Below are 24,493 nucleotides of genomic sequence, written 5' to 3' on the forward strand. Positions count from 1 at the left end.
CAGTAAACATATGACACAGAACACAGCGAAGTTATTTGTCCTGCTAGCGGGCAGTGCCGCCCTCGCGCTGGCCGGTTGTTCCGCACCCGGAAAAGGTGCCGCAGCTAGCGATGCTTCCACCGCCCCCGCCACCCCGACTGCCTCAGCTTCGGCTCCGGCGGTGAGCCAGTCGCCCAGCCTCACGCCCAAGGATGCGCAAGCCTCCCTCAAAGGTTTTATTGAAGGTGACTCACAGTCCCCGAACTATCCCAAGCTCACCGAAAACTCCGCGGTTCCTACCGCGGTTCGGGTGGCCGGCCACGAAGGTTGGGATCGCGTGGTCGTGGAATATGACAGCGACGCCGATCTGGAATGGTTCAGTTTCTTCGGTGATGAAGCCATTCAGGACGGTTCCGGGCGCCCCCTGGATATTCCGGGCAAGCGTTTCCTCACCCTGAGCATTTCCGGGGTGACCTACCCAGAAGATCCTTCTCAGGCGGCGGACCTCTCCGTTCCAAACCTCGGGGGCGCGAAAGTGGTTCAGGGTGTTCATGTGGAACATGCTTTTGAAGGCATGCACCAGGTCCATATCGGGCTGGATAAGGACCGTCCCTACCGGGTTCAGGTACTGGAGAGCCCCAAACGGGTCGTTATTGACGTTGCCAATAACTAATACCTTTGAATAGGTAAAACTAAGGAACGGCCTGGGAGTTATGTACTACCAGGCCGTGCTTATTTAACGGTGCGCCGCGACTCCCTTAGTCATCCAGGGGCGTAACATCCGCACCCAGGGCCTGGAGTTTATCCAGGAACTTTTCGTATCCGCGATCGATAATATCCACCCCGGATACCCGGGATTCCCCTTCGGCTGCCAGCGCGGCAATGAGGTGGGAGAATCCCCCACGCAGATCAGGAACCACAATATCGGTGGCCCGCAGCGGGGTAGGCCCTTGGATGACAGCCGAGTGGTAGAAGTTACGCTGCCCGAAACGGCATTCGTGCCCGCCCAAGCATTCGCGATAGGTCTGGATATTGGCACCCATATCCCGCAGCGCTTCGGTGAAGCCGAAACGGTTTTCGTAGACGGTTTCGTGGACGATGGACATACCTTCGGCCTGGGTAAGCGCGACGACGAGCGGCTGCTGCCAGTCGGTCATAAAACCGGGGTGCACATCCGTTTCAAAAGATACGGATTGTAGCGCGCCGCCCGGGTGCCAGAAGCGGATGCCGTGGTCGCGCACATCGAATTTGCCGCCGACTTTCCGGAAAAGATTGAGGAAGGAAGTCATCGACTGCTGTTCGGCCCCGCGTACGAAAATATCCCCGCCGGTGGCTAGGGCAGCCGCAGCCCAGGAGCCTGCTTCGATGCGGTCAGGTAGGGAAGTATGGGAGTAACCGACCAGTTCATCCACGCCTTCCACGCGGATAACGCGATCAGTATCCACCGAAATAATCGCACCCATTTTCTGGAGTACCGCTATGAGATCCATGATCTCGGGTTCCACCGCGGCATTGGACAGCTCCGTCACGCCCTCCGCCATCACCGCGGTAAGAAGGGTTTGTTCGGTGGCCCCTACCGAGGGATAGGGCAGGCGCACCGGCTTGGCCCGCAATCCCTTGGGTGCCACCAAGTGCATTCCTGCTTCTTCTTGGACGCGCTTGGCACCGAATTCTTCCAGGACACGCAGATGGAAGTCCACAGGGCGCGAGCCGATATGGCACCCGCCCAGGTCCGGAATATACGCCTCGCCCAGGCGGTGCAGCAGCGGGCCCGCAAAAAGAATGGGGATACGTGAGGAACCGGCCAGGGCATTCACTTCGTGCGGATCGTGGGGCAGGTGAATATCACCGGGGGTGATTTCCACGGTACCGGCTTCCGGCTGGTAATTGACCGCCACGCCGTGCAGGCCGAGCAGCTCCGAGACCACGGTAACGTCACGGATTTGCGGCACATTGCGCAGCACGGATGTTTCTTTGGTGAGCAGGGAAGCAACCATGGATTTCGACACAAAATTCTTTGCGCCGCGCACAGTAATCTCACCGCTCAGGGGGACTCCTCCGCGAACCACAAGTTGGGACACCATACTCTCCGCCTTTCTCGCGTGTCACAGGTACCCAGCCAGCATACCGGCCCGCGGCCGATTTCCGGAGTTATGAGGATATCCGGGTGGCGCTATGCCTGCGAATCGGGGGCCAGGCGCGCCGAACGTACTGGCACCTCGGGAAGGTGCCGCTGCGGCAGGGTACGCGGAGTAAAACCCGGCTGATGGGCTTCGTATTCCTCGATGAGGGAGATATCACGCAAAGTCAGGGCAATATCATCCAGGCCTTCCATGAGACGCCAGCGGGTATACGGATCGATCTCAAAGGGGTAGGCGATATCAGCGCAGCGCACCTCACCGGCCTCCAGGTCAACGGTCAGCTCCCGGCCCGGCTTTTCTTCCAAAAGTTCCCACAGCCTCGTGGCGGCGTCGTCGCTAATTTTCCCCGCAACCAGGCCCTGTTTTCCCATATTGCCGCGGAAAATATCACCGAACCTCGGGCTGAGAACAGCGCGGAAACCGTAATCGCGCAGCGCCCACACGGCGTGTTCACGTGAAGAACCGGTACCGAAATCCCGCCCGGCAACCAGAATTGAACCGGCCGTGTACGGGGCTTGGTTGAGGATAAAACCGGGGTCTTTGCGCCGTTCGTGGAAGAGTGCGTCCTCGTAACCGCTTTTGGTGATGCGTTTGAGGTAGCGAGCGGGCAGGATCTGATCGGTATCCACCTCGGTTTCGCGCAAGGGAACTCCGATACCGGTGTGCTGGGTGAAAATTTCCACGGATCTGTTCTTTCTACATTCTACGAGCGGGCGGCGCGGCCCACGGCCGGTACAGCGCGGACTGCGGCCGGTAGGGTACCCGCACCCGCGACCGGGGCGAGATGTGCAACCGGGGTGAGGTCCGCAGGATGGGAAATATGGCCGGTGACCGCAGTGGCGGCGGCCACCAGCGGGGAAACGAGGTGGGTGCGCCCGCCCGGGCCCTGCCGACCGCGGAAATTACGATTTGACGTCGAGGCGCAGCGCTCGCCAAATGTGAGCTGGTCGGGGTTCATCCCCAGGCACATGGAACAGCCTGCATTGCGCCACTCAGCACCGAAAGCCCGGAAAATTTCATCCAGTCCTTCGGCTTCTGCTTGGAGGCGCACCCGCGCCGAAGCCGGCACGATCATGACGCGCAGGTCTTTGGCTTTGTGGCGCCCGCGCCACACCGCGGCCACCGAGCGCAGATCTTCAATACGTCCGTTCGTGCACGAACCGATAAAGACGGTATCCACGTGAATATCACGCATGGGCGTGCCCGGCCGCAGATCCATATATGCGAGGGCTTCACGCGCGGCTTGGCGCTCTTTTTCTTCCGGCAGTGTTTCCGGATAAGGAACGACGCCGGACAGCGGCGCCCCTTGTCCAGGATTCGTGCCCCAGGTGACAATGGGCTCAATTTCAGAGGCTTCAAGAACAACTTCGGTATCGAAAAGCGCGTCAGGATCGGTGTAGAGAGTGGACCAGTATGCTACCGCGGCATCCCAGGCATCCTCCCGCGGGGCGTGCGGGCGCCCGCGCACATAATCCACCGTGGTGGCGTCCGGGGCCACCAGCCCGGCGCGCGCCCCAGCCTCAATGGACATATTGCAGATCGTCATACGTGCTTCCATGGACAGTGCCCGGATTGCCTCCCCGCGGTATTCGATAATGTGCCCGGACGCTCCGTTAGTTCCGATCTTGGCGATAACAGCGAGGATGATGTCCTTCGCCGTTGTTCCTTCCCGCAGGGTGCCGTTGACGGTAATGGCCATATTTTTGAAACGCTGGAGGGGCAGGGTTTGGGTGGCGAGGACGTGCTCAACTTCCGAGGTGCCAATACCAATCCCGATGGAGCCGAAAGCACCGTGGGTCGAGGTATGGGAGTCCCCGCACACAATCGTCATACCCGGTTGGGTCAGGCCCAGCTGCGGGCCAACCGCGTGGACAATTCCCTGATCCGCGTGTCCTAGCGAATAAATGGGGATGCCGAACTCCGCGACGTTAGCACGCAGCGCTTCCACCTGTTTGCGCGAAGTGGTATTCGCGATGGGACGATCAATGTCAATGGTTGGAACGTTGTGGTCCTCCGTGGCAACGGTGCGGTCCGGGCAGCGCACCGGCCGCCCTTCCAGGCGCAATCCGTCAAAGGCCTGCGGGCTGGTTACTTCGTGGATGAGATGCAGATCAATGTAGAGAAGGTCGGGCGTTCCTTCCTCGCCACGCCGCACCAGATGGGCATCCCAGATCTTATCCGCGAGTGTGCGCCCCATCCCGGCCCTCCCCTCCTCCCCGGGTATCTTCCCGGGTTCTTCTTGCTGTTACTTTTCTGCTTTTCTACTTTTCCAACGGTGATCGGTTGTGGTGGTCCGCGGACCACTGTACCGAACCTCGTCCACATGGCAAGATAAAAGTCTCATAATATGGACATTACGCTACTGTAACGCGGCGGCTCCGGAGTCTCGAAGTGGTCCGGGGAAGTTTTAGCAATGCACACAGAAGCCACAGCACTGCGCGCGGCACCACAGTGTGGACATTTGCATCTCACTTATTGAGATGAGAAAATTTCGGTATGGTTGATTCTCCTCACGCTCAGCCTGCGCCCGCCCCAGAGGGAAGTGGTGTGGGCGTTCTCGATAAGGCTGCCGCCGTGCTCGATGCTCTCGAGGCGGGCCCGCAAACATTAGCGCAACTGGTGACCGCTACCCATTTAGCACGGCCGACGGCGCATCGACTGGCCGTCGCACTGGAATACCACCGTTTCGTTTCCCGCGATAACGAAGGGCGTTTTTCTTTAGGGCCGCGCCTGGGTGAACTCTCCTCCGCCACCGGTGAAGACAGACTCATCGCCGCGGCGAATCCCGTGCTTATCGCGCTGCGTGACCATACCGGGGAATCTTCTCAGCTCTACCGCCGCCAGGGCGACCAGCGCATTTGCGTGGCGAATGCCGAACGAACCATGGGTCTGCGCGATTCCATCCCGGTGGGCGCTTCCCTCTCGATGAAGGCAGGCTCGGCAGCGCAGGTGTTACTCGCATGGGAGGAGCCCGATCAATTGCATCGCGGTTTGCAGGGCGCTTCCTTTACGGCCACGAATCTTTCCGCGGTGCGTCGGCGTGGTTGGGCGCAAAGCGTGGGTGAACGCGAAGCCGGTGTGGCTTCTATCTCCGCACCGGTACGCGGGCCGAGCGGCCGGGTTATTGCAGCGGTATCCATTTCTGGGCCGCTGGAGCGGATGGGCCGCCAGCCCGGGCGGGTACATTCGGCAGCGGTGGTGGCCGCCGCCGGGCGCCTCACCGACGTTCTTCAAACAACCGAGGGCATTAGCGAGTAGTCGAGGACTACCACCCACTACTGTTCCGAATGGCCCGGTCATATTCTGCAAGGACCAAAGGAACCACCTCCTCCCAACCGTATCCGGGCGCCACGCTCGCATTATGGTGAGCCATGCGGGTGCGCAGCGCGGTATCTTCTACCAGGCGGGCCAACTGCGCGATCATATCCGCATCTGTTTCTGCCAGGAGTGCCGAGCGCCCGTCCTCAAGGAAATCATCAGCTCCGGTACCGGCCGGAGAAATAATGGGCAGCCCGGCCGCTCGCGCTTCCAGGGTGGCAATCCCGAAGGCCTCGCGGCGTGAACTGGTGAGATAAATATCCGCGTGCCGGTAGGCATCCATGAGTCCGGCCCGATCCGTGCGGCCGGGAAGATGAAGCCAGCTTCCCCCGGGACCCGGGTTCCCGCGCGAACGCCCGCGCCGTTCCAATTGGGAGCGTAGCGGGCCATCCCCGTAAATGGTGAGGTGGATATCCCGCCCGGTAAGCTGGCGTGCCCCGGACACGCAGTCAATGAGGGCAGCATTGCGTTTACGCGGAGCCAGGCGCCGTGCGGCCACAACCTCCACTGGGACACCCGGCCGATTCGCCAGGCCTGGAACCCCGCCAGCACCAGCTACCCCGAGAGTACGTGAGGCAGCCGAAGTACCCCGATGCCCGAGGCGATAGGCAGCAACCGTGCGCCACTCCCCCAGATCCACACCGTTGGGAATAACTTTTACGTCACCACCCACCGCCCGGTGTACCTGCCCGGCCACCCACGTGGATACCGCGTTATGGACGACACCGCGCGCGGTAACCCAGCGCAGCGGGGCAAGTAGCTTTTCCACCGGATCCAATACGCAGTGCCAGGTCACAGTAGTGGGGATACCTTCCACCGCGGCGATGCGCATGGCCGCCCAGGCAAAAGGCGAAACCACCCCCGCTTGAATATGCACCACATCCGCACCGCGCATGGAAGCACGCAACTGGGCACCGTGCCCCGGGGATACCGGGAGATGACCGAAGAGTGCTGAAGTAATGCGCTGGACGGGAATACCCGCCACAATATCCCGATCCGCTGGGATCCCGGGATCCGGAGGGGTATCGCGCGGGGTGGCGGTGATAATCAGCACCCGGTGGCCGGCATCCCGCAAGGCTAGGGCAAGATCACGGGTTTGAGCTTCGATCCCGCCCAGGCGCGGGAGGAAGCAATCCGAGACAAGCGCTATGCGCATAAGCCCTCACTTTCTTACGGAAGATACCCCACGGAGGAGTTCCATTGATGGAGCATCCCACCCGCGGCGGGTAGGTGCGCCGTCGTTCTTTTTCCTAGCGTCAGCTTAGCGCCCGCATCTGACAGAAAAAGCACCGGAACGGAATGCTCTTTGCCTGGGCGCGCCCGGGCCTTAAACTAAAGCATGGCTATTCTTCCTATCTACATCACCGGCGATCCCGTTCTGCATCGGCCGGCCGAGCCCATTACGGAATTTAACGAGGAACTGGCACAGTTGGTCGAAGATATGTATGAGACCACGGTGGCGGCTCCCGGGGTGGGGCTGGCCGGGCCGCAGGTCGGTATTGGCAAACAGATTTTTGTGTGGGTCTATGCCGATCAGGATGAGGCTCCCGAGCGCGGCGTCGCTATTAATCCCACGCTGTTTATTGAACCTGTGAATCCGGATGAAGAGCCTTTCGAAGAAGGGTGCCTGTCCTTCCCCGGCGAACAGTATCCCCTGGCGCGCTCCCCGCGCGCTTTGCTACGGGCGCAAAACGAAAAGGGCGAGCATTACGAAATCGAGGCAACCGGGTGGTTCGCGCGCATTCTCCAGCATGAATATGACCACCTCACCGGCCATTTGTACGTGGATCGGCTCACGGGGCGCGAGGAAGCCGCAGCGAAACGTGCCAAGCGTGAGCACGGCTGGGGCAAAAAGGGGAATACCTGGCTGCCCGGGCGCGACAACCTCGAATACTAGCGCTTTCGGTCCCGCGTAGCCGCCGCGCGGACTCCCATTCATTTTTTGTTCATATTTCGGTAACGTGAGATGGATATTTTTGGCGACATGATTGCATCCCATCCCAGCTCTTCGGCCCGCACCGTCGCGGTGTGCGCGGATGGGCTGGGGCGCAATCGTGCCCTGAATAATCTCATTATCGAGATGCTCGAACGCGGGCATGCCACCTGTGCAACCCTCCTAGTTGCTGCCCCCGCGGCGGATCACGCCCTGCGGGCTTTGGCGGCCGTCGGCATTGATCCGGGGCGGATTTTGCTGGGTTTCGCCATTAGCTCGCAGGGGCCCGGGGCTCCGTGGCGCGCCGTCGCCGCGCACGCCTCAAGTTTGACGGACCGCGGCGGCCGCTACTTATCCGCGGAAGAAAGCACCGGTCCCCCGCAACTCGTGCGTGCAGACATCCTCACGGAATTGGCCGCGCAATTCTCCTGGATGGAGGACCGTGGCTATCGCCCCGCGGGTATTGCTGGCCCGCGCTACGGTCGCGATTTTCGCGGGCGCGGCCTGGTTATTGATTGCGCCCTGGAGTTTTGCGGGCGCGTGGGTGTGCCGCTGCGTTACGCGCGCCGGGGTGATCCGCTCCTGGCCGCCTCGCGGTACCTGACGGATCTGGGTGCAGGGGCCGGAGAAGGTTCGGCGCGGCACGCGAACTCCGGTACCGATGCGGATGTGGTAGCTGCGCACGCGCGGCGTGTGGAACGTGCGGATGCTCTTGGGGTACGGCTTCCGGACGACGTCGTTTTCTTCCCACCCGAGTTCCCCGCCGAAAGTTACGGGGAATTACGCCATGCCTACCTTTCGGCTTTGGAGGAATGCGCTGGTCCGGCAATCCAGGTGGTATTCACTCCGGCCCGCGAGGATAGCGGAGCCGGGCGCGGGGAATGGGAAACCCGGCTCATGCGCGATCCGTCATTCTTGCGGGCGGTAGCGCGGGCGCGGTGTGCCGATGTGCAAGGGATATCTACTGTGTCGGCTGGCAGTAAGGCCACGTTGAAAGTTGTTGAAGGTAAGCTCGTGGCAGCGAGTGACACCAGATTTGACGATGATGTTATGCACAACGTGATTGATGATATGCGTAAATAACGCGCTCTTCGCGGGTAAGTAGATAGAAATGGTCGCTAACACCCGGACTTTTCCTTGCTACGCCAACAGAAAATTCGGGCCGCCACGCATCGCAGGCGAATCGTGGGTAGAGGTGTCAAAGTGGGCATCTTGAACCGTATAGGCACACAATGCGCATTCAGGACGGGGCTGCCGTTGCTGTGACTTTGATTTCGGACAAACGCGGCGACCTTCCCGCGAGAACCTCATGGATCTCACCAACTTCAATAGTCACACCAGCACCTGCAGGGGCGGTATGTGTTTTCAGAGCTGTACTGCACTTGTCGTACATGCGAAGTACATCCCGGAAAAACATACCGTCCTCGCCTGCGCGGCGGTCGGCTAGGCGGGACGGCGAGCCAAAGTGTGAGTCCGGGACATCGCCTCCCACAGGATGTGCGTAAGAGACACAAAACCGCCCCGAAACGGTGCTCTCCCGCACATTTTGTTTGCGGGACGCAGTTCACGGTAGTTCCGGGCCGGATCCAAGCCAACGCCACGCCGTCATTAGACCCACTTTTGTCTATTAACCCTGCATTCTCATCCTAGAGACTGCGGCTGAGCTGAGACGAGTCAAGGCGGGAAAACCGAAGTTTTCCCGCCTTGTGCTGTACCCCGTACCGGATTTGAACCGGTGTTACCGCCGTGAGAGGGCGACGTCCTAGGCCGCTAGACGAACGGGGCCTATGAGGATGCCGAAGCATCATCGCTGGGGTACCAGGACTCGAACCTAGAATGGATGAACCAGAATCACCTGTGTTGCCAATTACACCATACCCCAAGGGTGTGGACCTCAGAATCATGACGTTCCCGAGGACGACAGATAAAAAGCTTAGTGGAATCTCCTCGAGCTAGCAAATCCACTGGACGTGTGACGCACCACGTTCTCGGCCCACGCTAGTTCAAGCGGCGCACCTGCTCGAACTGCACCCGCGCCGGTGCAAACGGACAGCCAGCTCTAACCGCACCCGCGCAAGCCATGCCGAAACCCACCGCTACCATTCACGCACGCGGCCCTGCCGCTCGGCTTCCTCCCGCAAGGCATCCGGCACCCGCAACCAGATGCGGGAACCGGGCGTACAACCGGTCAGCATCGTATAGCCATCGCAGGCGGGCAGCGGCGAAAATACGGTGCGCACAGCCCCGGCGATGGTGATGTCCACGGCGTTGTAATCGCAGCGCGCCCGCGTCCAATTGACCGTGTAGGTATCCAGGCCGCCAAGGGCATCCGGGCTCCATGTCCGGTCGAGAGGAATCCGGAGCGGGTAGCGTTCCACCAGCTTGACCCAGTCGGCCGCGGTGAGAATCCGATAGATCCGCGAAGGATCCGGCTCGACCGCATCCGGAAGCGCGGTGCGGACCAGGCGGGAATGGGGGTAGTCGCCGGCGTCGTCGCCGAAAAACGACCAGGTACTGGAGAGCTCCCCGAGGGAGTGACCAGCAAAGAACTCGCCCACGTCGAAACTGAGGTAGCTGAAGGCAAGATAGTCCTCCGGGAGCGCCGGACTATCGGCCGGGCCGAGGATCTCGATGATCTGCGAACTGATCTCCCAGCCAAGTGCTTTGCGGCTGCGGCGGGAACGGTGAGTGCGGCGGCGACTAGGTAGAGCTACCTCGTGGAAACGTAGCTGCTGGGGTTCGAAGCTCGCCTCCCATTCGGGCGGAATACGCTGCTCAAGTACATGATTGATTCGCGCGGCCTCGCGCGCACCCACAGCCCAATCCGCGGCAAGAACCCGGTCAATATCCGCATTAAAAGCAAAATGGATGGAGAACTCCCCCAGCGCCAGATTCGCGCACTGGAAACGCCCCACTTCAGCTAGCGGCCAGGACGGTTGGGAATTTTTCGCACCGAAGAGCCCCACCCGCGGAACGCACTCCACACTGCCGTCATCCATGTCGAGAGGCTCGAAGAATACCCTGCAGGCCGCTCCCTTGCCCGCACGCGCGCCTTCGCTCGCGCGCGTGCCCCAAGGTTCACCCGCCCCCGCACAGTCACCTGCGCCTACAACTACCCGTTCCCAGGCCCTGCCCCAGGCACGCAAGTAGGTTCCCGGCGCGGGAAAAGACGCGGCGGGCCGCGGCGGCGGCGTCGTACATACCACCATCGCGGCCCTCCCCGTCAGTATCTTAACTACCCGGAAATCTTCTCCAGGAGTTGGTCGATGCGCGCCACCGCTTCCTCACGCCCGAGGATAGCGATGGAGTCAATAACAGGAATGGACACATTCGTGCCCGTCATCGCCACGAAAAGCGGGCCGAAGGCGAAACGCGGTTTGATACTGAGCCCCTCCACCAGCGCCGCATCGAGGGCGGGCTTAATAGCATCCGGAGTGAAATCATTCAGAGCGCTCAGCGCTTCACGAGCCCCGCGCAGCGCTTCGGGCGCCGAATCGCGCAGCTTGGACAGCGCTTTCTCGTTGTATTCCAGTTTCGCAGCACTAACGAAAAGGAAACCGAGCAGATCCCGAGCCTCCCCCAGCAGCTGCATACGGGTCTGCGCCAACGGCGCCGCCGCGTCAAGAATTTCCCGTTCGCGATCCGTGAGATCCTCATAGGTGGAGGCGCTCAGCACATCACTGAGGTAAGGAACGAGGCGCCGGGTGTAATCGGCCACGTCAAGGAGGCGGATATGGTCCGCATTAATGGCCACGCACTTCTTGTCATCAAAACGTGCCGGGTTCGGATTGACATTGTGGATATCGAAGTGCTCCACAAGTTCTTCCTTGCTGAACACATCACGTTCGGCGGAGAAAGACCACCCGAGCAGGGCCAGGTAGTTGAGCAGGCCCTCCGGGATCATGCCGCGTTCACGGTGAAGCAGCAGATTCGATTCCGGATCACGCTTGGAAAGCTTCTTATTTCCCTCCCCCATCACGTAGGGCATATGGCCAAAGCGCGGCGTCCATTTCGCGATGCCCAGCTCTTCCAGGGCACGGTAGAGCACGATCTGGCGCGGTGTGGAGGACAGCAGATCCTCCCCGCGCAGCACGTCCGTCACTTCCGTGAGGGCATCATCAATGGGGTTCGTGAGAGTGTAAAGCGGATCCCCGTTGGCACGCACAATCACGTAATCCGGGGTGGAGCCGGCCCGGAAAGTGATATCCCCGCGGATCACATCCGTGAACGTAATATCCTCATCAGGCATGCGCATGCGCAACACCGGTTCGCGCCCTTCAGCCCGGTAGGCGGCCTTCTGTTCTTCTGTGAGGTCACGATCATAACCGTCGTACCCGAGCTTGGGATCCTCCCCGCGCTCGCGGTGGCGCGCCTCGATTTCCTCCGGAGTGGAGAAAGATTCGTAGGCATAGCCGCGCTCCAATAGCTGCGCCGCGACCTTGCGGTAGATATCACCGCGCTGGGATTGCCGGTAGGGACCGTGCGGGCCGCCCACCTCAACCCCTTCATCCCAGTCCAGCCCGAGCCAGCGCAGGGAATCGAGAATCTGGTGATACGACTCTTCAGAATCACGGGCTGCATCGGTATCTTCAATGCGGAAAATAAAAGTTCCACCCACGTGCCGGGCGTAGGCCCAGTTAAAGAGGCAGGTGCGTACCATACCGACATGCGGGGTGCCGGTGGGTGAGGGACAGAAACGAACTCGGATCTCGCGTCCGGTAGCAGTTGTGATAGCCATGATGGGTTAAGGATACGCTACGGATATGACATATGATTTCGACACTCGCACCATCTCTGATCTCCTCGCGCAGGGATCGCACAAATGGTCCACGTTTGGGGATGCTATCGCTATGTGGGTGGCCGAAATGGACTTGGGAATCGCGCCGGAAATTCGCGATTACCTGGTGAGCGCAGCGCAGCGCGGCACCCTCGGCTACCTTCCTCCCCGCGAAATTCCGGGGATTATGAACGCAGTTTCCACCTGGCTCGGCCAATTCGGCCCAGCTCCCGACCCGGAGCGCATGTTCCTCATTCCCGAGGTTCTCAGTGCTCTGCGCATCACGATCACGCAGTTCACGGCCCCGGGAGCCCCGGTTATTGTCCCCACCCCAGCCTATATGCCGTTCCTCACACTTCCGGGCGAGTATGACCGGGAGGTACGCCAGGTCCCCTCGATTTTCCGCGAGGGGCGGTGGGAGCTGGACCTCGAAGCGCTGGAAGAGGCCCTCACCCCCGGTTCTCTCCTTGTTTTATGCAACCCGTGGAATCCGGCGGGCCGATGTTTGAGTGGCCCGGAGCTCGATAAGGTCGCGGCCGTGGTTGAGCGGCGCGGGGCCCGCGTTTTTGAGGATTCCATTCACGCCCCGGTGCTGATTGACGGCACCTACGTTCCCTACGGCCCGCGCAGCGCGGCTACCCGCGCGCATACGATCAGCGCGATCAGTGCGACGAAGGGCTGGAATATCCCCGGTCTCAAGGCCGCGCAGCTCATTTTTTATAACGACGACGACACCGCCCGCTACGCACCCCTTGACAACGCCTGGAGCTCCCCGACTTCCACGGTGGGAGCCCGGGCCACCAAAATCGCTTTCGAGGAGGGGCGAGATTGGAATCGCGCGGTGTGCTCCTATATCGCTGAAACGTTGCGGATCGTGGAAAACCGGGTGCGGGCCTGGCCCGGGGTGCGCATGGCCCACGTGGAAGGCACCTATATCGCTTTCCTCGATTTTTCCGAGGCGGAATTTGTGCGCGGGGAGGAGGAACGTGCCCGCAAAGAGGCGCGCGAGCCGAAGGGCGCCGTCGCCGCTATTTTGGAGCGGGCCAACGTGGCACTCACTCCCGGGCGGGCCTCGGGCGCCGGTTTTGAGCAATGGGCGCGCATGGTGCTGGCGACCCCGCGCGCAATCGCACTGGAGGCCCTGGACCGAATCGAAGGCCTACTGGAGGCGGGGGCGTAACGCGCAGGTAGCAAGGCAGCACAGCAACGCGCCTTCGGGGCGCCGGTCGCTAAAGTCTAGGTGAAATACTAAGGTTAATGATATGAAAATAGCACGCTTGAGTTTGAGCCAGGGCCCGCGCTACGCGGTCTACGACGAAGGCGCTGATGACTTCGTTATCCTCGCCGACGATCCGATTTTCGGGGAGATCCAACCTACCGGAGAGCGGGTGGCCGCTGCCGATGCCGTGCTCCTCTCCCCCATGATTCCACGCTCGAAGGCAATTGGTTTCGGCAATGCAACCGCACCGGGTGCCACAGCTGATGACCTCTTCTTCTTTATGAAGCCCAATACGGCGGTGTGCGGGCCTGATGATCCGATTATTATTCCGGACTGGGCTAGCGAAGGCCTCGCCCACGAAGTGGAACTCGGAATTATTATCGGGCGGGTCGCCAAGGACGTTCCCGAAGAACGCGCACTGGAAGCCGTATTTGGTTACACCATTATTAATGATGTAACCGCCCGCGGTGATGTGAACGGTGCACAGAAGATGTTTGATACCGCGCTCCCGGTGGGCCCCTTTATTCTCACCGATATTGACGTGAGCGATCTGGCCATGACCTCGCGGGTGAACGGGGAAACCTACACCCGGGCGCGGACCTCTGACTATCCGCTCTCCGTGGCGCAGTCGGTGGCAGCGGCCTCGCGGCGCTGCACCCTACTTCCCGGCGATATTATTCTGCCCGGTGCCTTTAACGGTGAGCCGCCGCTGAAAGCGGGCGACGTCGTGGAATGTGAAATCGAAGGTTTCGGGGTGCTGCGCAACCCGGTCCTTGCGGCGAACTAAAGTCCGGCAGGCGAACTATACAACCGAGGACCGCACCCGCACCGCGGACGGGCCCATGCAGGAGGATAGATGAAGAAGCATCGCGATGGTTCCCTATCGCAAAAAGCTCCTTTCAAGAACGAGTCGTATCACACGGTTCCGTGGCTGCTCGCGCAGCGGCAACGCAAGTATCCGCGCGATATCGCGGTGCATATCCAGAACTCCATCGGTGGGAATTGGAAACCGTTGACGATTACGGAATTCCTCGAGCAAGTCCATCTTACGGCGCGCGGGCTCATCGGCCTGGGCCTGGGGCACGGCGAACGCATCGGCATTCTCGCGGCTACATCTTACGAGTGGGCGCTGCTAGATGCGGCCGCCTTGCACATCGGGGTTGTGCCGGTGCCGATTTATGAAACAAGTTCCGCCAAGCAGATCGCGTGGATGGTCGCGGATGCGGAGATCACCCATATTTTCACCGATACCCGCGCCCATGCGGAGTTGGTTGATTCGGTAACACCTCCCGCGATTCCGCCCGCGACCGTCATGACGGAGGATTGGCGCGCCGCTCTCAATGCCGCGGCTCTTGAAGTTCCCGAAGAAGATCTCGACGCCCGCATCGCGGCGGTCACCGCTAATTCCCTCGCGACCATTATTTACACCTCGGGAACCACCGGAGACCCCAAGGGAGTGGAGCTTACCCACGGGAATTTCGCGCGCACCGTGCTGGGAACCTGGCATTACGAACCGGAAATCCTCAATAATCCGCAGGCGTCGCTGCTGCTGTTCCTCCCCATGGCGCACGTCATGGGGCGGATTTGCGCCTACTTCGGTTTGGCCACCCGTATTTCAGTAGGTTTCGTAGGTAATCTCAAGAATCTCATGAGCGACCTGGAAACTTTCAAACCCACCCTGCTTCTGGTGGTTCCGAGGGTGCTGGAGAAGGTCTATAACGCGGCCGAGGCAAAAGCCGGAGCGGGCCTGCGGCGCCGGATTTTCCGCTGGGCGGCCGATATTGCGGTGCAGAACGGGACCCGGCGCCGGCGCAGCCCGATTTTCGCGGTGAAGCGTGCACTGGCACGCAAACTGGTTTTCAATAAATTGCGCGAGGCAATGGGCGGGCGAATTCGTTTCGCGATTTCCGCCGGGGCACCGCTGGGCACCCGCCTGGGGCGCTTCTACCGCGGCATCGGCTTAACGGTGGTCGAAGGTTACGGCCTCACGGAAACCACCGGTCCGGCAAATGCCACGCGCGCGGCGAATCCTGTGTTGGGTACCGTTGGATGGCCGCTTCCGGGCATGCGTATTAAACTTGCCGACGACGGCGAAGTCTTGGTCAAGGGCCACTCTGTCTTCCGCGGTTACCATAACAATCCCGAAGCTACCGCGGCTGCCTTTGCGGATGGTTGGTTCCATACCGGGGATCTCGGGACGCTCGATAAGCGCGGCAACCTCACCATTACCGGCCGCAAGAAGCACCTGATCGTAACGGCCGGGGGCAAGAATGTGGCGCCGGCGGTGCTGGAGGATAAGCTGAGCTCTCACCCCCTCATTTCCAATGTGGTGGTTTTAGGTGATGGCGAGCCCTTTATTTCCGCGCTCATTACTCTTGATGCGCAGATGCTGCCCTCTTGGCTTTCTTCGCACGGTTTACCGAAGATGACTCCGGCGGAGGCGATGAATTCTGAGCCGGTTAACGCCTCACTCCAGCGGGCGATTGACCGCACCAATGCCCAGGTATCGCGTGCGGAATCCATCCGTAAATTCGTGATTGTGCCCGGTGATTTTAGTGAGGCGAATGGTTTGCTCACGCCGTCGCTGAAGGTGCGCCGCGAAGTTGTGCTCGAGCGGTACCGCGATGTGGTGGATGGTATTTACGGGGCGAATCATTCCGAGTCCACGAAGAAATCCGAGGCGAAGGAACGCCGGCGTGCGGCCCGCAAGGAACGGCGCGCGCAGCGCCGACTTGAGCGGCTGCGGCGGCGCGGTGCGGCTGGGCAGCACGGGATGCAGTCTGGTCAGCAGGATGATCAGCACCCTGGAGCGGTAGGCGGCGGCGAGAAGTAGCACGATGGGGATTAACGGGCACACGGTTAGTTACGCCGTGATCGGGCATCCGGTGGGACATTCCCGCTCTCCCGCCATGCATAACGCATCCTTTTCCCACCTGGGCGTGAACGCTGTTTACCTCGCGTATGATATCGCGCCGGATTCGGGCGCTCGGGCAGTTACTGCTTTATGCGACCTTGGTTTTGGCGGTTTTAACGTGACGATGCCACATAAAACCTCCGTGTATGAGCTTGTTGATGAGCTCTCCGACGATGCCCGGCTCATGGAGTCCGTAAACACCGTTCACATTCGCGAGGATGGGAGCACGGTCGGTCATAACACCGATGGCCGCGGTGCTTTTGCAGCGGTACGGGCGGCAGGCTATGACCCGGGTGAAGCGCTGGTGGTTCTGGGAGCTGGCGGAGCTTCGCGTGCGATCTATACTCGGGCCGCCCTCGAAGGCGTGTCCCGTATCCGGGTTTTTTCCCGGCGCGGGCAGAATTTTGAGCGCGCCGTCAGTATCCTCGGTCGCTTGCGTGCCGAGACGGGTGTGGATGCCCAGCTTTGTGACCTCAGTGATGAGGACGCGCTCCGCCGCGAGGTTGATGCGGCTTCGCTTCTGGTCAATGCCACAAGTGTGGGGATGAGTGCTTATCCGGGGGCTCTGATTCCCGAAAACTGGCTGCGCCCCGATCACATTGTTTTTGATGCGGTGTACGAACCGCTAGAAACTGAGCTCCTCCAGCGAGCCCGCCGGGTCGGCGCGGGCTGCGTATCCGGCCTGGATATGCTGCTGTGGCAAGGTGTTTTTGCGGAGGAAATCTGGCTGGGCCGCACCGACATTCCCGTGGAGGTCATGCGGGCGGCCCTGTGCCAATAGTGGCGATATATTGCCCACGAACACCTTGATAGGTATTGATAGGAAAATAATTCACAAGAGTGCGCACGGAGGGACTCGAACCCTCACGCCCAAAGGCACTGGAACCTAAATCCAGCGCGTCTACCAATTCCGCCACGCGCGCGTACCGGTCTATCCTAGCGGATTTCCCGGTGCAGGAAAATTCAGAAGCTGATCGGAAGATCAGAATACGACCGGCAGCGTTCCGAGAACTAACGGTAGTGTTCCGGCGGCTCGTTCCTCCCGATTACTCATCGATACCAAGATCGCGCCGTAACCGTGCCACATGCCCGGTAGCTTTCACATTATAGAAAGCCGCTGCGACGGTGCCATCCGGATTAACCACTACGGTGGAGCGGCGCATTCCGATAACCGTTTTACCCCAGTTTTGCTTTTCTCCCCAGGCACCCCATTCGCTTGCCACCGCGTGATCTGGATCCGAGGCGAGCACAAAGTTGAGACCCTGCTTCTCCCGGAACTTCTCCAGCGAAGTGAGCGAATCAGGGGAAACTCCCACCACGGCGTAACCAGCCGACCGCAGGGAATTGAGATTATCCCGGAAATCACAGGCCTCGGTAGTACACCCCGGGGTATTTGCTTTCGGGTAGAAGTACACGATGACGCCGCGAGCGCCGTCGTTCAGATGCTCGAATAGCCGGAAGGTTCCCGCCGTGCTCTCCAAAGTAAAATCGGGGGCACGATCACCAGAATTTAACATTATTTTCCTTCACAATAAGCACGGCCCACGCGATGAGCATGGCAATACCAATGCCGAGGGGCCACAGCCCCAGGGGTGTGGGCGCGAACCACAGCATAAAAACAGCACCGGCCCCGAATATCCAGGGGCGTTCGCTCCGGTACCCGATCCCGCAGGCCACCGCTCCAACTGTTCCGAGCGTGAGAATCACTCCGTACTGCGGAAGGAGATTCCCACTGATGGCGATATACCAACCTAAAACAAGGGTTGCCACGCCCAGCACAAGAATAGCGAGGGCTAGGTAGTTGAGGTATCGAGCTTGGCGCATGCCACTCAGTCTAGCTTCCGCATGACTCGCCGCACCCGGCCCGCGCCGGCGCTCTACGCGAAAATGCAGATGTTTCGCGGGTAGCGTGGAGTGAAGCACGGGGCCGCTAAGCCCGGCAAAATTAAGAACATGAGTGAAGTCGACGCAGCTGATATGGGTCCGTGGCTCAGCCCCGAAGAACTCGAATTTGTCCGGCACAAGGTCCCGATGGTGTACGTGGATATTGTTCCGGTTCGCCTGGATGAAACCGGGCGGGTAATCGCTATCGGAATGCTACTGCGTGCCGATTCTGAGGGAATTTTGCGGGAGTTTCCCTCGGGGCGGGTCCTCTTCCACGAACCGGTGCGCGCCGCGCTCATCCGCCATATCGATAAAGACCTAGGCTCGGTGGCACTTCCTCAGCTTCCGCCGTACCTGGCACCGTTCACGGTCACCGAATACTTCCCCACTCCCGAACCGGAAGCCGGGTATTACGATGCACGCCAGCATCGCGTTGATCTGGCCTATATCATCCCTATTCACGGGGATTGCGATCCGGGAAATGACTCCCTGGAATTCACCTGGTTCACGCCCGGGGAGGCGCGCACCGCGGAGCTGCAAGCGGAAATGTCTGATGGGCACGCCGCTCTCCTGCGCGCCGCGCTCGGCTATATTGGCCGCTGCTAACCGTTGTAAACAGCGCTTACAGCGGCGGTTATGAGGCGTGTAAGCGGTGTTCACACGAATCCGGGGAACACCGCCGCGCCGCCCGGCTACTTCTGCGCACTAATCCCGCTCGGCCAGCACCTGCACAATTACCGGGGCTAGCTGGGCAAAGGCCTTGCCCCGATGGGAGATGGCGTCCTTTTCTTCCGGGCTCAGCTCCGCATTGGAACGATTGAAGCCGAGCGGCGCGAAGATGGGATCATATCCAAAACCGCCGCTGCCACGTTCAGCGCTAAGGAGATTACCCGGCATATCACCTTCGCGGACTTCCTCACGGCCCTCCGGGGTTACCAATGCGGCCGCGCAATGGAAATGCGCACCACGATTGGCCCGCGGCACATCGGCCAGCTGGGCGAGGAGGAGCTCGCGGTTTGCGGCGTCGTTCCCGTGGGCACCGCTCCAGCGCGCCGAAAAAATCCCGGGCGCCCCACCTAAAATATCCACGCACAGGCCCGAATCATCGGCAATAGCCGGTAGGCCGGTGGCCCGCGCGTAGGCCCGCGCCTTGATGAGGGCGTTCTGCGCGAACGTGGTTCCATCCTCAACGGGTTCGGAAACCTCAAATTCCGCCCCGGAGACGAGCTCAATTCCCTGTAACCACGGCGCCAGAATATTGCGAAGTTCCGTGACTTTATGGGCGTTTCCGGTAGCGACGACGACGCGCCGCGACTGCGCTACTTCCACTGCTCACCACCGGTAAAAACATCGCTACGCACGGGATTCTCCCCCTCGAAAAGTACCCGGTGCTGGAGCTCACGAAGCTCACGCGTGCCCTTATCCGCCAGATCAAGTAAAGCCGCCAGATCAGCGCGGTTAAAGGGGTGGTGTTCGGCAGTTCCCTGAACTTCCACGTAGTCCCCACTGCCCAAAGCCACGATATTCATATCGGTATCAGCCCGCACATCTTCTTCATAGGGCAGGTCAAGGCGGGGCTGGCCGTCAATAACCCCCACAGATACCGCGGAAACCGAGGTGGTGAGAACCGGGCGCCGCACCAGCTTACGTGCCCGAGCCCAGGAGATGGCATCCGCCAGGGCCACGAAAGCGCCGGTAATGGCCGCGGTGCGAGTTCCGCCGTCGGCCTGCAAAACATCGCAATCCAGGGTGATGGTGTTCTCCCCCAAAGCTTTCATATCAACAACCGCACGCAGGCTGCGGCCGATAAGCCGCGAAATCTCATGGGTGCGACCCCCGATTTTCCCGCGCACCGATTCGCGCGGCGAGCGATCCGAGGTAGCACGCGGAAGCATGGAATATTCAGCAGTAACCCAGCCTTCCCCGCTGCCTTTACGCCAGCGCGGCACCCCTTCTTCAAAAGAAGCGACACAGAGCACGGTAGTGCGCCCGTAGCGCACCAGCACACTGCCTTCCCCGGTTTCAAAATAGTGGCGGTCAATGGTGACAGGGCGCATCTCATCTGCGGCGCGCCCATCTGCACGAGTGGCGCTGGAGTTCTTATCAGTCATGGCTTAAGGCTACCGCGCCGCCCCGACATGAAAAATCCGCAGGAGACGCGAAGCCGTGCTTCCTCACAGCCACGCACGCCTAACCGCGGCACTTCACGCCGCTACCGCCCCACTCAACTCGCGCGGGGCTTAGATACGGAAGGCTTCGCCGGCCCGCACGCAGGCCACCCGGCCCTCGTATTCTTCCTGCGCCGCAGCCCGCACCGAATCCCGATCCGTCCACGGCTGCAGGTGGGTGAGGAGCATCTCATGTGCACCGGCCTGCGCTGCCAAGGCGCCGGCTCGCGAACCTGTGAGATGAATACCGCGTACGGTATCCCGTCCGTCCTCATAAGCACATTCGGAAAGAAGCAGATCGGCACCGCGCGCCGCGGCGACGACGCCGTCGCACATATCGGTATCCCCCGTGAACGTGAGCACCGCGTTCTCCCCCGGGCGAATATCCGAGGGCCCGGTGATCCGGTAGGCGAAAGCTTCCACCGTGTGGAGTGCGGGGAACGCCTGGATGGTCATAGGGCCGATGCGGAAGGTATCCCCACTACGAACCTGGCGAAAATCGAAGACATCATCGTAGGTTTCCTCGGGGCCGTCATCGCCCAGTTGGCGGGCGCGCCGCCGGGCATCGCCGGGGCTGTAGACCGCCACCCGGGGAAGCGGGCCGGAGGGGTGCCAGCGCCGGTAGACCTGCATCCCGATGAGGTCCGCACAGTGGTCGGCGTGCAGGTGCGAGATCACCATGGCATCCACAAGCGCCGGGTCGGTATAGCGCAGCAGATGGCCCATGGCTCCGGGGCCGAAATCCAGCGTAAAGGTGTAGGTGCGCGGCGCACCGTTCGCGTCCATTCCTTCCGCCTGCACGAGGTAGGCCGAGGCCGGCGATTCGGGCCCGGACATCGAGCCGGAACATCCAATGATTGTCAGTCTCATGCCGAGAGTTCCTCCGTAGATAGCACGGTTCCTACTTCCGGACCGAGGAATCTGCGGGCGAGGCGCCCGAAACTCACCGGGTCACCGGTGGCGTAGAAGCGGCGCCGAGGGGTGCCCGGGCCGGCAAACATATCGCGGGTGGCTAGTTCGCGGTAAACATCGCGGGCGGTTTCATCCGCGGAGGACACGATGGTGACATCCTCCCCCATAGTGTAAGAGATCACGCCAGCGAGCAGCGGATAATGGGTGCAGCCAAGTACCAGGGTATCCACCCCGGCGGCCCGCACCGGGGCCAAGTAGTGTTCGGCCACTGCCTGCACCTGGGCGCCGGCCGTCTGCCCCTGTTCCACCAGCTCCACGAACTCCGGGCAAGCCCGGGTGGTGAGTTCCAGATTCGGGGCAGCGGTGAAAGCATCCTGGTAGGCGCCCGATTCGATGGTGGCCGGGGTGGCAATCACCCCGATTTTCCCGTTCCGGGTGGACCGGACCGCGCGGCGCACCGCCGGGCGAATCACTTCCAAAACCGGGATCCCCATCTCCGTAGCAAAGCGCTGCCGAGCGTCGGCAAGTGCCGCGGAAGTCGCCGAGTTGCAGGCGATGACCAGCATTTTCACACCGGATCTCACCAATTTATCCATGATGTCCATGGCGTAGGCGCGCACTTCGGGGATAGATTTGGTGCCGTAGGGGCAGTGCGAGGTATCCCCGATATAAGTGATGGATTCGCCAGGAAGCTGGTCAATAATGGCGCGAGCGACCGTGAGGCCACCTACGCCGGAATCAAAAATACCAATGGGACGGGAATCCATACTGTCAAGTTACCGCCGCAGGTCCTTGTTCTGAATGGCAGTGATGAGTGAATCTTGCCACCACGCGATAATCACGTAGAGCACCCCGATCATGTCATCGGTGGTATCGATCTGGGGGCGTTCGGATTCCATAATGGTGAGTGCACGCGAAGTTACCGCCTGCGATTCTGCCGCCGTGGTGATATTGCGGCGGGTGCCGAGCACAATGCGGATATCGTTGGCGCCGGCCAGCCACGCCCCGGCATCTTCGTTACTCACCCACACTTTTTCGGTTGCCAGCGAAGTGTAGAAAACTAGCAAGTTGCGGATTTTTGTGTGGCAGACCGCGGATTCGGTAAGCGAACGTAATTCGTCCGCGAGCGCGGGCTCTTCCGACATGTCCGGCAAGAGGCGAGCAAGGGCGGTATCCATATTGTTTGCCGGGCTGTAGCAGCGTGTACTCTCCAGGTCAGCTAATTCGCGTTCGTAGGAGGCGAGCACATCGCTGGATTCTTCCGCGTTCTGGGTGCTACTTGTGCCTGCGACGTGGCCGGTTAGTCCACCTTCTGCCTGCATTTCTTCGTCCAGGTTGTAGCCGAGCAGCGTTGCAACATCGCGCGCGAGTCCGGCAAAAAGTTGCCGTTCGGTCGCGTCAACGCTGGCACGGTAGCCGCCGCGGGCGGGGCGGAAAGGCAGCATGGTTATCTCCCGCCTTCCGGTTCTTCTTCGATGGTGACGAGCAGGCCGTAGGTGTGCATGGCCCGGGCGTCTGTTTCCATCTGCTCGCGCGGTCCGGATGATACGACGGCGCGCCCGCGGGTATGGACCTCTAGCATGAGAGTGAGGGCACGGTCGGCCGAATGGCCAAAGTAGGATTGGAACACCCATTGCACATAGCTCATGAGGTTGATCGGGTCATCGTGAACAACGGTACGCCAGGCACGGGTCGGGCCGGCCACCGCTTCGAAAAGCGTGAGGCTTTCGGTGCGGGTTGCTGGGCTGCTGGCCCCTAAATCTTCAGAAGATGGGTGCGCGCTCATATCTCCATCCTAGTGCCAAGCTTTGACTGGCGCGGCCAATCATCCCCGGCCAGCTCAGGCGGGCGCGGGTAGACTCGTGCATATGAGTGTTTCAACTGCTTTGCTCACTGATATGTACGAGCTGACCATGGTGGATGCCGCCATGCAGTCGGGAAAGGCCCAACGGCGGGCCGTTTTTGAGATTTTTGCGCGCCGGCTCCCGGGCGGGCGCCGCTACGGGGTGGTGGCCGGAACTGGCCGTCTCCTCGACGCCCTGAAGAATTTCCGTTTCGGGGAAGAAGAAATTGAGTATTTGCGCGCCAATAAGATCGTTTCCGATTCCGCTTTGGAGTGGCTGCGCACATTCCGGTTCTCCGGTGATATTTGGGGTTACGCGGAAGGTGAAATGTACTTCCCCGGCTCTCCGATTCTCACCGCGGTGGGAACTTTCGCGGAGTGCTGCGTACTGGAAACTCTCGCGCTATCTATTTTCAACTATGACTCGGCGGTGGCGACGGCTGCCTCGCGGATGACGATTGCGGCGCACGGCCGGCCCTGCGTGGACTTCGGGGCGCGCCGCACCCACGAACGCAGCGCCGTTTCCGCGGCGCGCGCAGCCTATATTGCGGGCTTTGTGGGCACCTCGGATCTGGAAGCCGGACGCCAGTACGGTATCCCGGTTTCCGGTACCTCGGCGCATTCTTTCACCCTGGTTCACGATTCGGAGCGGGAAGCTTTCGACACTCAGATCGCGGCCATGGGCACCGGTACCACCCTCCTCGTGGATACCTATAATATCGCGCAGGGCGTGGAGAATGCGGTAGCTGCCGGGCGCGCGGCCGGCGGTGAGATCGGCGCGGTGCGTATCGATTCGGGTGATTTGATCGCAACTGCTTTCAAGGTGCGTGAGCAGCTGGATCGCTTGGGTGCCACCTCCACGAAGATTACCGTTACCTCGGACCTGGATGAGTACGCTATTGCGGCCCTCAATTCCGCTCCGGTGGATGGCTACGGAGTGGGTACCCGGCTGGTGACCGGTTCGGGGGTTCCCACCGCACAAATGGTCTACAAGCTGGTTCAGCGCGAGGGCGCGGATGGCCGCCCCGAGGAGGTCGCCAAGGCTTCGGAGAACAAGGCTTCGGTGGGCGGGCTCAAGGTTGCCGGGCGCCTGGAAAGCGGCGGGCATGCCACCGAAGAGCTGGTGGTGAGCGCCTCGAGTTTCGCCGAGGGCCTGGCCTACCTGGAGAAGCAGGGCGCCCGCCCCCTCCAGGTTCACCTGGTGAATGCCGGCAGCATTGACGAACGTTATTGCGGCACGGAAGTCCTCTCCGCCGCGCGTCTGCGCCACGACACCTCACGCGATGCTCTCCCCTACGACGGCTGGCGCCTCTCCGCTGGGGAACCCGCTATCCCCACCCGCATGGTGGATATTTTCCCGGGCGACGACGCCGCGGCTTAATTCCCGCTCGCCTTCCCGCTCGCT

Annotated in this window: 24 protein-coding genes and 3 tRNA genes; 10 read left to right on the top strand and 17 right to left on the bottom strand. The window is 61.0% G+C overall.

What is annotated here, in order from left to right; genetic code table 11:
- Window positions 1-10 precede the first annotated feature (10 nt).
- Window positions 11-652 carry an AMIN-like domain-containing (lipo)protein gene (locus tag HMPREF9237_RS08980; protein ID WP_051107002.1) on the top strand — a complete coding sequence of 214 codons (642 nt, stop codon included), beginning with the start codon at window positions 11-13 and terminating at the stop codon, window positions 650-652.
- Window positions 653-737: 85 nt separating this feature from the next.
- On the opposite strand, the gene murA is transcribed toward HMPREF9237_RS08980, so the two are convergent.
- From murA to leuC, 3 genes are all read right to left on the bottom strand, one after another.
- Entirely contained in the window at window positions 738-2,063 is a 1,326-nt protein-coding gene (gene murA, locus HMPREF9237_RS06405; protein WP_016442924.1) for a UDP-N-acetylglucosamine 1-carboxyvinyltransferase, read from the bottom strand.
- Between the two features lie 89 nt (window positions 2,064-2,152).
- Complete coding sequence (gene leuD / locus HMPREF9237_RS06410) at window positions 2,153-2,803, bottom strand: 3-isopropylmalate dehydratase small subunit (protein ID WP_016442925.1); 651 nt, start codon at window positions 2,801-2,803, stop codon at window positions 2,153-2,155.
- A 20-nt stretch (window positions 2,804-2,823) separates the two neighbouring features.
- The gene (leuC, locus tag HMPREF9237_RS06415; RefSeq protein ID WP_016442926.1) at window positions 2,824-4,317 is read right to left on the bottom strand and encodes a 3-isopropylmalate dehydratase large subunit; all 1,494 of its coding nucleotides are present in this window, start codon (window positions 4,315-4,317) and stop codon (window positions 2,824-2,826) included.
- A 299-nt stretch (window positions 4,318-4,616) separates the two neighbouring features.
- Here leuC and HMPREF9237_RS06420 point away from each other — a divergent pair, with 299 nt between their 5' ends.
- Window positions 4,617-5,378: an IclR family transcriptional regulator gene (locus HMPREF9237_RS06420; RefSeq protein WP_051107003.1), complete on the top strand. Its 762-nt coding sequence runs from the start codon at window positions 4,617-4,619 to the stop codon at window positions 5,376-5,378.
- 7 nt (window positions 5,379-5,385) lie between these two features.
- Here the strand turns inward: HMPREF9237_RS06420 and HMPREF9237_RS06425 are convergent, their stop codons facing one another.
- Complete coding sequence (locus tag HMPREF9237_RS06425) at window positions 5,386-6,594, bottom strand: glycosyltransferase (RefSeq protein WP_016442928.1); 1,209 nt, start codon at window positions 6,592-6,594, stop codon at window positions 5,386-5,388.
- Between the two features lie 183 nt (window positions 6,595-6,777).
- Between HMPREF9237_RS06425 and def the strand changes: the two genes are divergently transcribed.
- Both def and HMPREF9237_RS06435 read left to right on the top strand, forming a co-directional pair.
- The gene (gene def, locus HMPREF9237_RS06430; protein WP_016442929.1) at window positions 6,778-7,335 is read left to right on the top strand and encodes a peptide deformylase; all 558 of its coding nucleotides are present in this window, start codon (window positions 6,778-6,780) and stop codon (window positions 7,333-7,335) included.
- An 87-nt stretch (window positions 7,336-7,422) separates the two neighbouring features.
- On the top strand, window positions 7,423-8,454 hold the full coding sequence (locus tag HMPREF9237_RS06435; RefSeq protein ID WP_231366712.1) for a ChbG/HpnK family deacetylase: 1,032 nt from the start codon (window positions 7,423-7,425) through the stop codon (window positions 8,452-8,454).
- 629 nt (window positions 8,455-9,083) lie between these two features.
- Here HMPREF9237_RS06435 and HMPREF9237_RS06440 read toward each other — a convergent pair.
- The 4 genes from HMPREF9237_RS06440 to gltX form a co-directional block, all read right to left on the bottom strand.
- Window positions 9,084-9,156: transfer RNA gene (locus HMPREF9237_RS06440), tRNA-Glu, on the bottom strand.
- A gap of 25 nt (window positions 9,157-9,181) precedes the next feature.
- A tRNA-Gln gene (locus HMPREF9237_RS06445) sits at window positions 9,182-9,253 on the bottom strand.
- A 214-nt stretch (window positions 9,254-9,467) separates the two neighbouring features.
- Window positions 9,468-10,370 (bottom strand): hypothetical protein, encoded by a 903-nt coding sequence (locus HMPREF9237_RS06450; protein ID WP_039898883.1) that lies wholly within the window; start codon window positions 10,368-10,370, stop codon window positions 9,468-9,470.
- A 236-nt stretch (window positions 10,371-10,606) separates the two neighbouring features.
- Window positions 10,607-12,109 (bottom strand): glutamate--tRNA ligase, encoded by a 1,503-nt coding sequence (gene gltX, locus HMPREF9237_RS06455; RefSeq protein WP_016442933.1) that lies wholly within the window; start codon window positions 12,107-12,109, stop codon window positions 10,607-10,609.
- A gap of 25 nt (window positions 12,110-12,134) precedes the next feature.
- Between gltX and HMPREF9237_RS06460 the strand changes: the two genes are divergently transcribed.
- The 4 genes from HMPREF9237_RS06460 to aroE all read left to right on the top strand — a co-directional run bounded on the left by HMPREF9237_RS06460 (window position 12,135) and on the right by aroE (window position 17,062).
- Window positions 12,135-13,328 (top strand): MalY/PatB family protein, encoded by a 1,194-nt coding sequence (locus HMPREF9237_RS06460; RefSeq protein WP_016442934.1) that lies wholly within the window; start codon window positions 12,135-12,137, stop codon window positions 13,326-13,328.
- Window positions 13,329-13,410: 82 nt separating this feature from the next.
- Entirely contained in the window at window positions 13,411-14,154 is a 744-nt protein-coding gene (locus tag HMPREF9237_RS06465) for a fumarylacetoacetate hydrolase family protein (protein WP_016442935.1), read from the top strand.
- Window positions 14,155-14,223: 69 nt separating this feature from the next.
- Window positions 14,224-16,200, top strand: a complete 1,977-nt coding sequence (locus HMPREF9237_RS06470) for an AMP-dependent synthetase/ligase (RefSeq protein ID WP_016442936.1) — start codon at window positions 14,224-14,226, stop codon at window positions 16,198-16,200.
- A gap of 4 nt (window positions 16,201-16,204) precedes the next feature.
- Window positions 16,205-17,062: a shikimate dehydrogenase gene (gene aroE / locus HMPREF9237_RS06475; RefSeq protein ID WP_016442937.1), complete on the top strand. Its 858-nt coding sequence runs from the start codon at window positions 16,205-16,207 to the stop codon at window positions 17,060-17,062.
- A 60-nt stretch (window positions 17,063-17,122) separates the two neighbouring features.
- On the opposite strand, the gene HMPREF9237_RS06480 is transcribed toward aroE, so the two are convergent.
- The 3 genes from HMPREF9237_RS06480 to HMPREF9237_RS06490 form a co-directional block, all read right to left on the bottom strand.
- A tRNA-Leu gene (locus tag HMPREF9237_RS06480) sits at window positions 17,123-17,204 on the bottom strand.
- Between the two features lie 123 nt (window positions 17,205-17,327).
- Window positions 17,328-17,798: a thioredoxin-dependent thiol peroxidase gene (bcp, locus tag HMPREF9237_RS06485; protein ID WP_016442938.1), complete on the bottom strand. Its 471-nt coding sequence runs from the start codon at window positions 17,796-17,798 to the stop codon at window positions 17,328-17,330.
- A complete protein-coding gene (locus HMPREF9237_RS06490; RefSeq protein ID WP_016442939.1) occupies window positions 17,782-18,105 on the bottom strand; it encodes a hypothetical protein in 324 nt (107 codons plus the stop codon). Before HMPREF9237_RS06490 ends, bcp begins: the two co-directional genes overlap by 17 nt.
- A gap of 129 nt (window positions 18,106-18,234) precedes the next feature.
- On the opposite strand from HMPREF9237_RS06490, the gene HMPREF9237_RS06495 reads away from it, so the two are divergent.
- Window positions 18,235-18,771 (top strand): DUF4916 domain-containing protein, encoded by a 537-nt coding sequence (locus HMPREF9237_RS06495; protein ID WP_026429485.1) that lies wholly within the window; start codon window positions 18,235-18,237, stop codon window positions 18,769-18,771.
- A 99-nt stretch (window positions 18,772-18,870) separates the two neighbouring features.
- Here the strand turns inward: HMPREF9237_RS06495 and rdgB are convergent, their stop codons facing one another.
- The 6 genes from rdgB to clpS all read right to left on the bottom strand — a co-directional run bounded on the left by rdgB (window position 18,871) and on the right by clpS (window position 23,031).
- A complete protein-coding gene (gene rdgB, locus HMPREF9237_RS06500) occupies window positions 18,871-19,494 on the bottom strand; it encodes an RdgB/HAM1 family non-canonical purine NTP pyrophosphatase (protein ID WP_016442941.1) in 624 nt (207 codons plus the stop codon).
- Window positions 19,485-20,276, bottom strand: coding sequence for a ribonuclease PH (gene rph / locus HMPREF9237_RS06505; protein WP_016442942.1), 792 nt, complete (start codon window positions 20,274-20,276; stop codon window positions 19,485-19,487). The genes rdgB and rph overlap by 10 nt, the downstream gene beginning before the upstream one ends.
- Before the next feature lie 129 nt (window positions 20,277-20,405).
- A complete protein-coding gene (locus HMPREF9237_RS06510) occupies window positions 20,406-21,203 on the bottom strand; it encodes an MBL fold metallo-hydrolase (RefSeq protein ID WP_016442943.1) in 798 nt (265 codons plus the stop codon).
- On the bottom strand, window positions 21,200-22,012 hold the full coding sequence (gene murI, locus HMPREF9237_RS06515; protein WP_016442944.1) for a glutamate racemase: 813 nt from the start codon (window positions 22,010-22,012) through the stop codon (window positions 21,200-21,202). Before murI ends, HMPREF9237_RS06510 begins: the two co-directional genes overlap by 4 nt.
- Window positions 22,013-22,021: 9 nt before the next feature.
- The gene (locus HMPREF9237_RS06520; RefSeq protein ID WP_016442945.1) at window positions 22,022-22,690 is read right to left on the bottom strand and encodes a DUF2017 family protein; all 669 of its coding nucleotides are present in this window, start codon (window positions 22,688-22,690) and stop codon (window positions 22,022-22,024) included.
- 2 nt (window positions 22,691-22,692) lie between these two features.
- Window positions 22,693-23,031: an ATP-dependent Clp protease adapter ClpS gene (clpS, locus tag HMPREF9237_RS06525; RefSeq protein ID WP_016442946.1), complete on the bottom strand. Its 339-nt coding sequence runs from the start codon at window positions 23,029-23,031 to the stop codon at window positions 22,693-22,695.
- Window positions 23,032-23,113: 82 nt separating this feature from the next.
- Here clpS and HMPREF9237_RS06530 point away from each other — a divergent pair, with 82 nt between their 5' ends.
- Window positions 23,114-24,469, top strand: coding sequence for a nicotinate phosphoribosyltransferase (locus HMPREF9237_RS06530; protein ID WP_016442947.1), 1,356 nt, complete (start codon window positions 23,114-23,116; stop codon window positions 24,467-24,469).
- Window positions 24,470-24,493 lie beyond the last annotated feature (24 nt).

Origin of the sequence: Actinotignum schaalii FB123-CNA-2 (assembly GCF_000411135.1) — a bacterium.
Classification (GTDB): Bacteria; Actinomycetota; Actinomycetes; order Actinomycetales; family Actinomycetaceae; genus Actinotignum; species Actinotignum schaalii_A.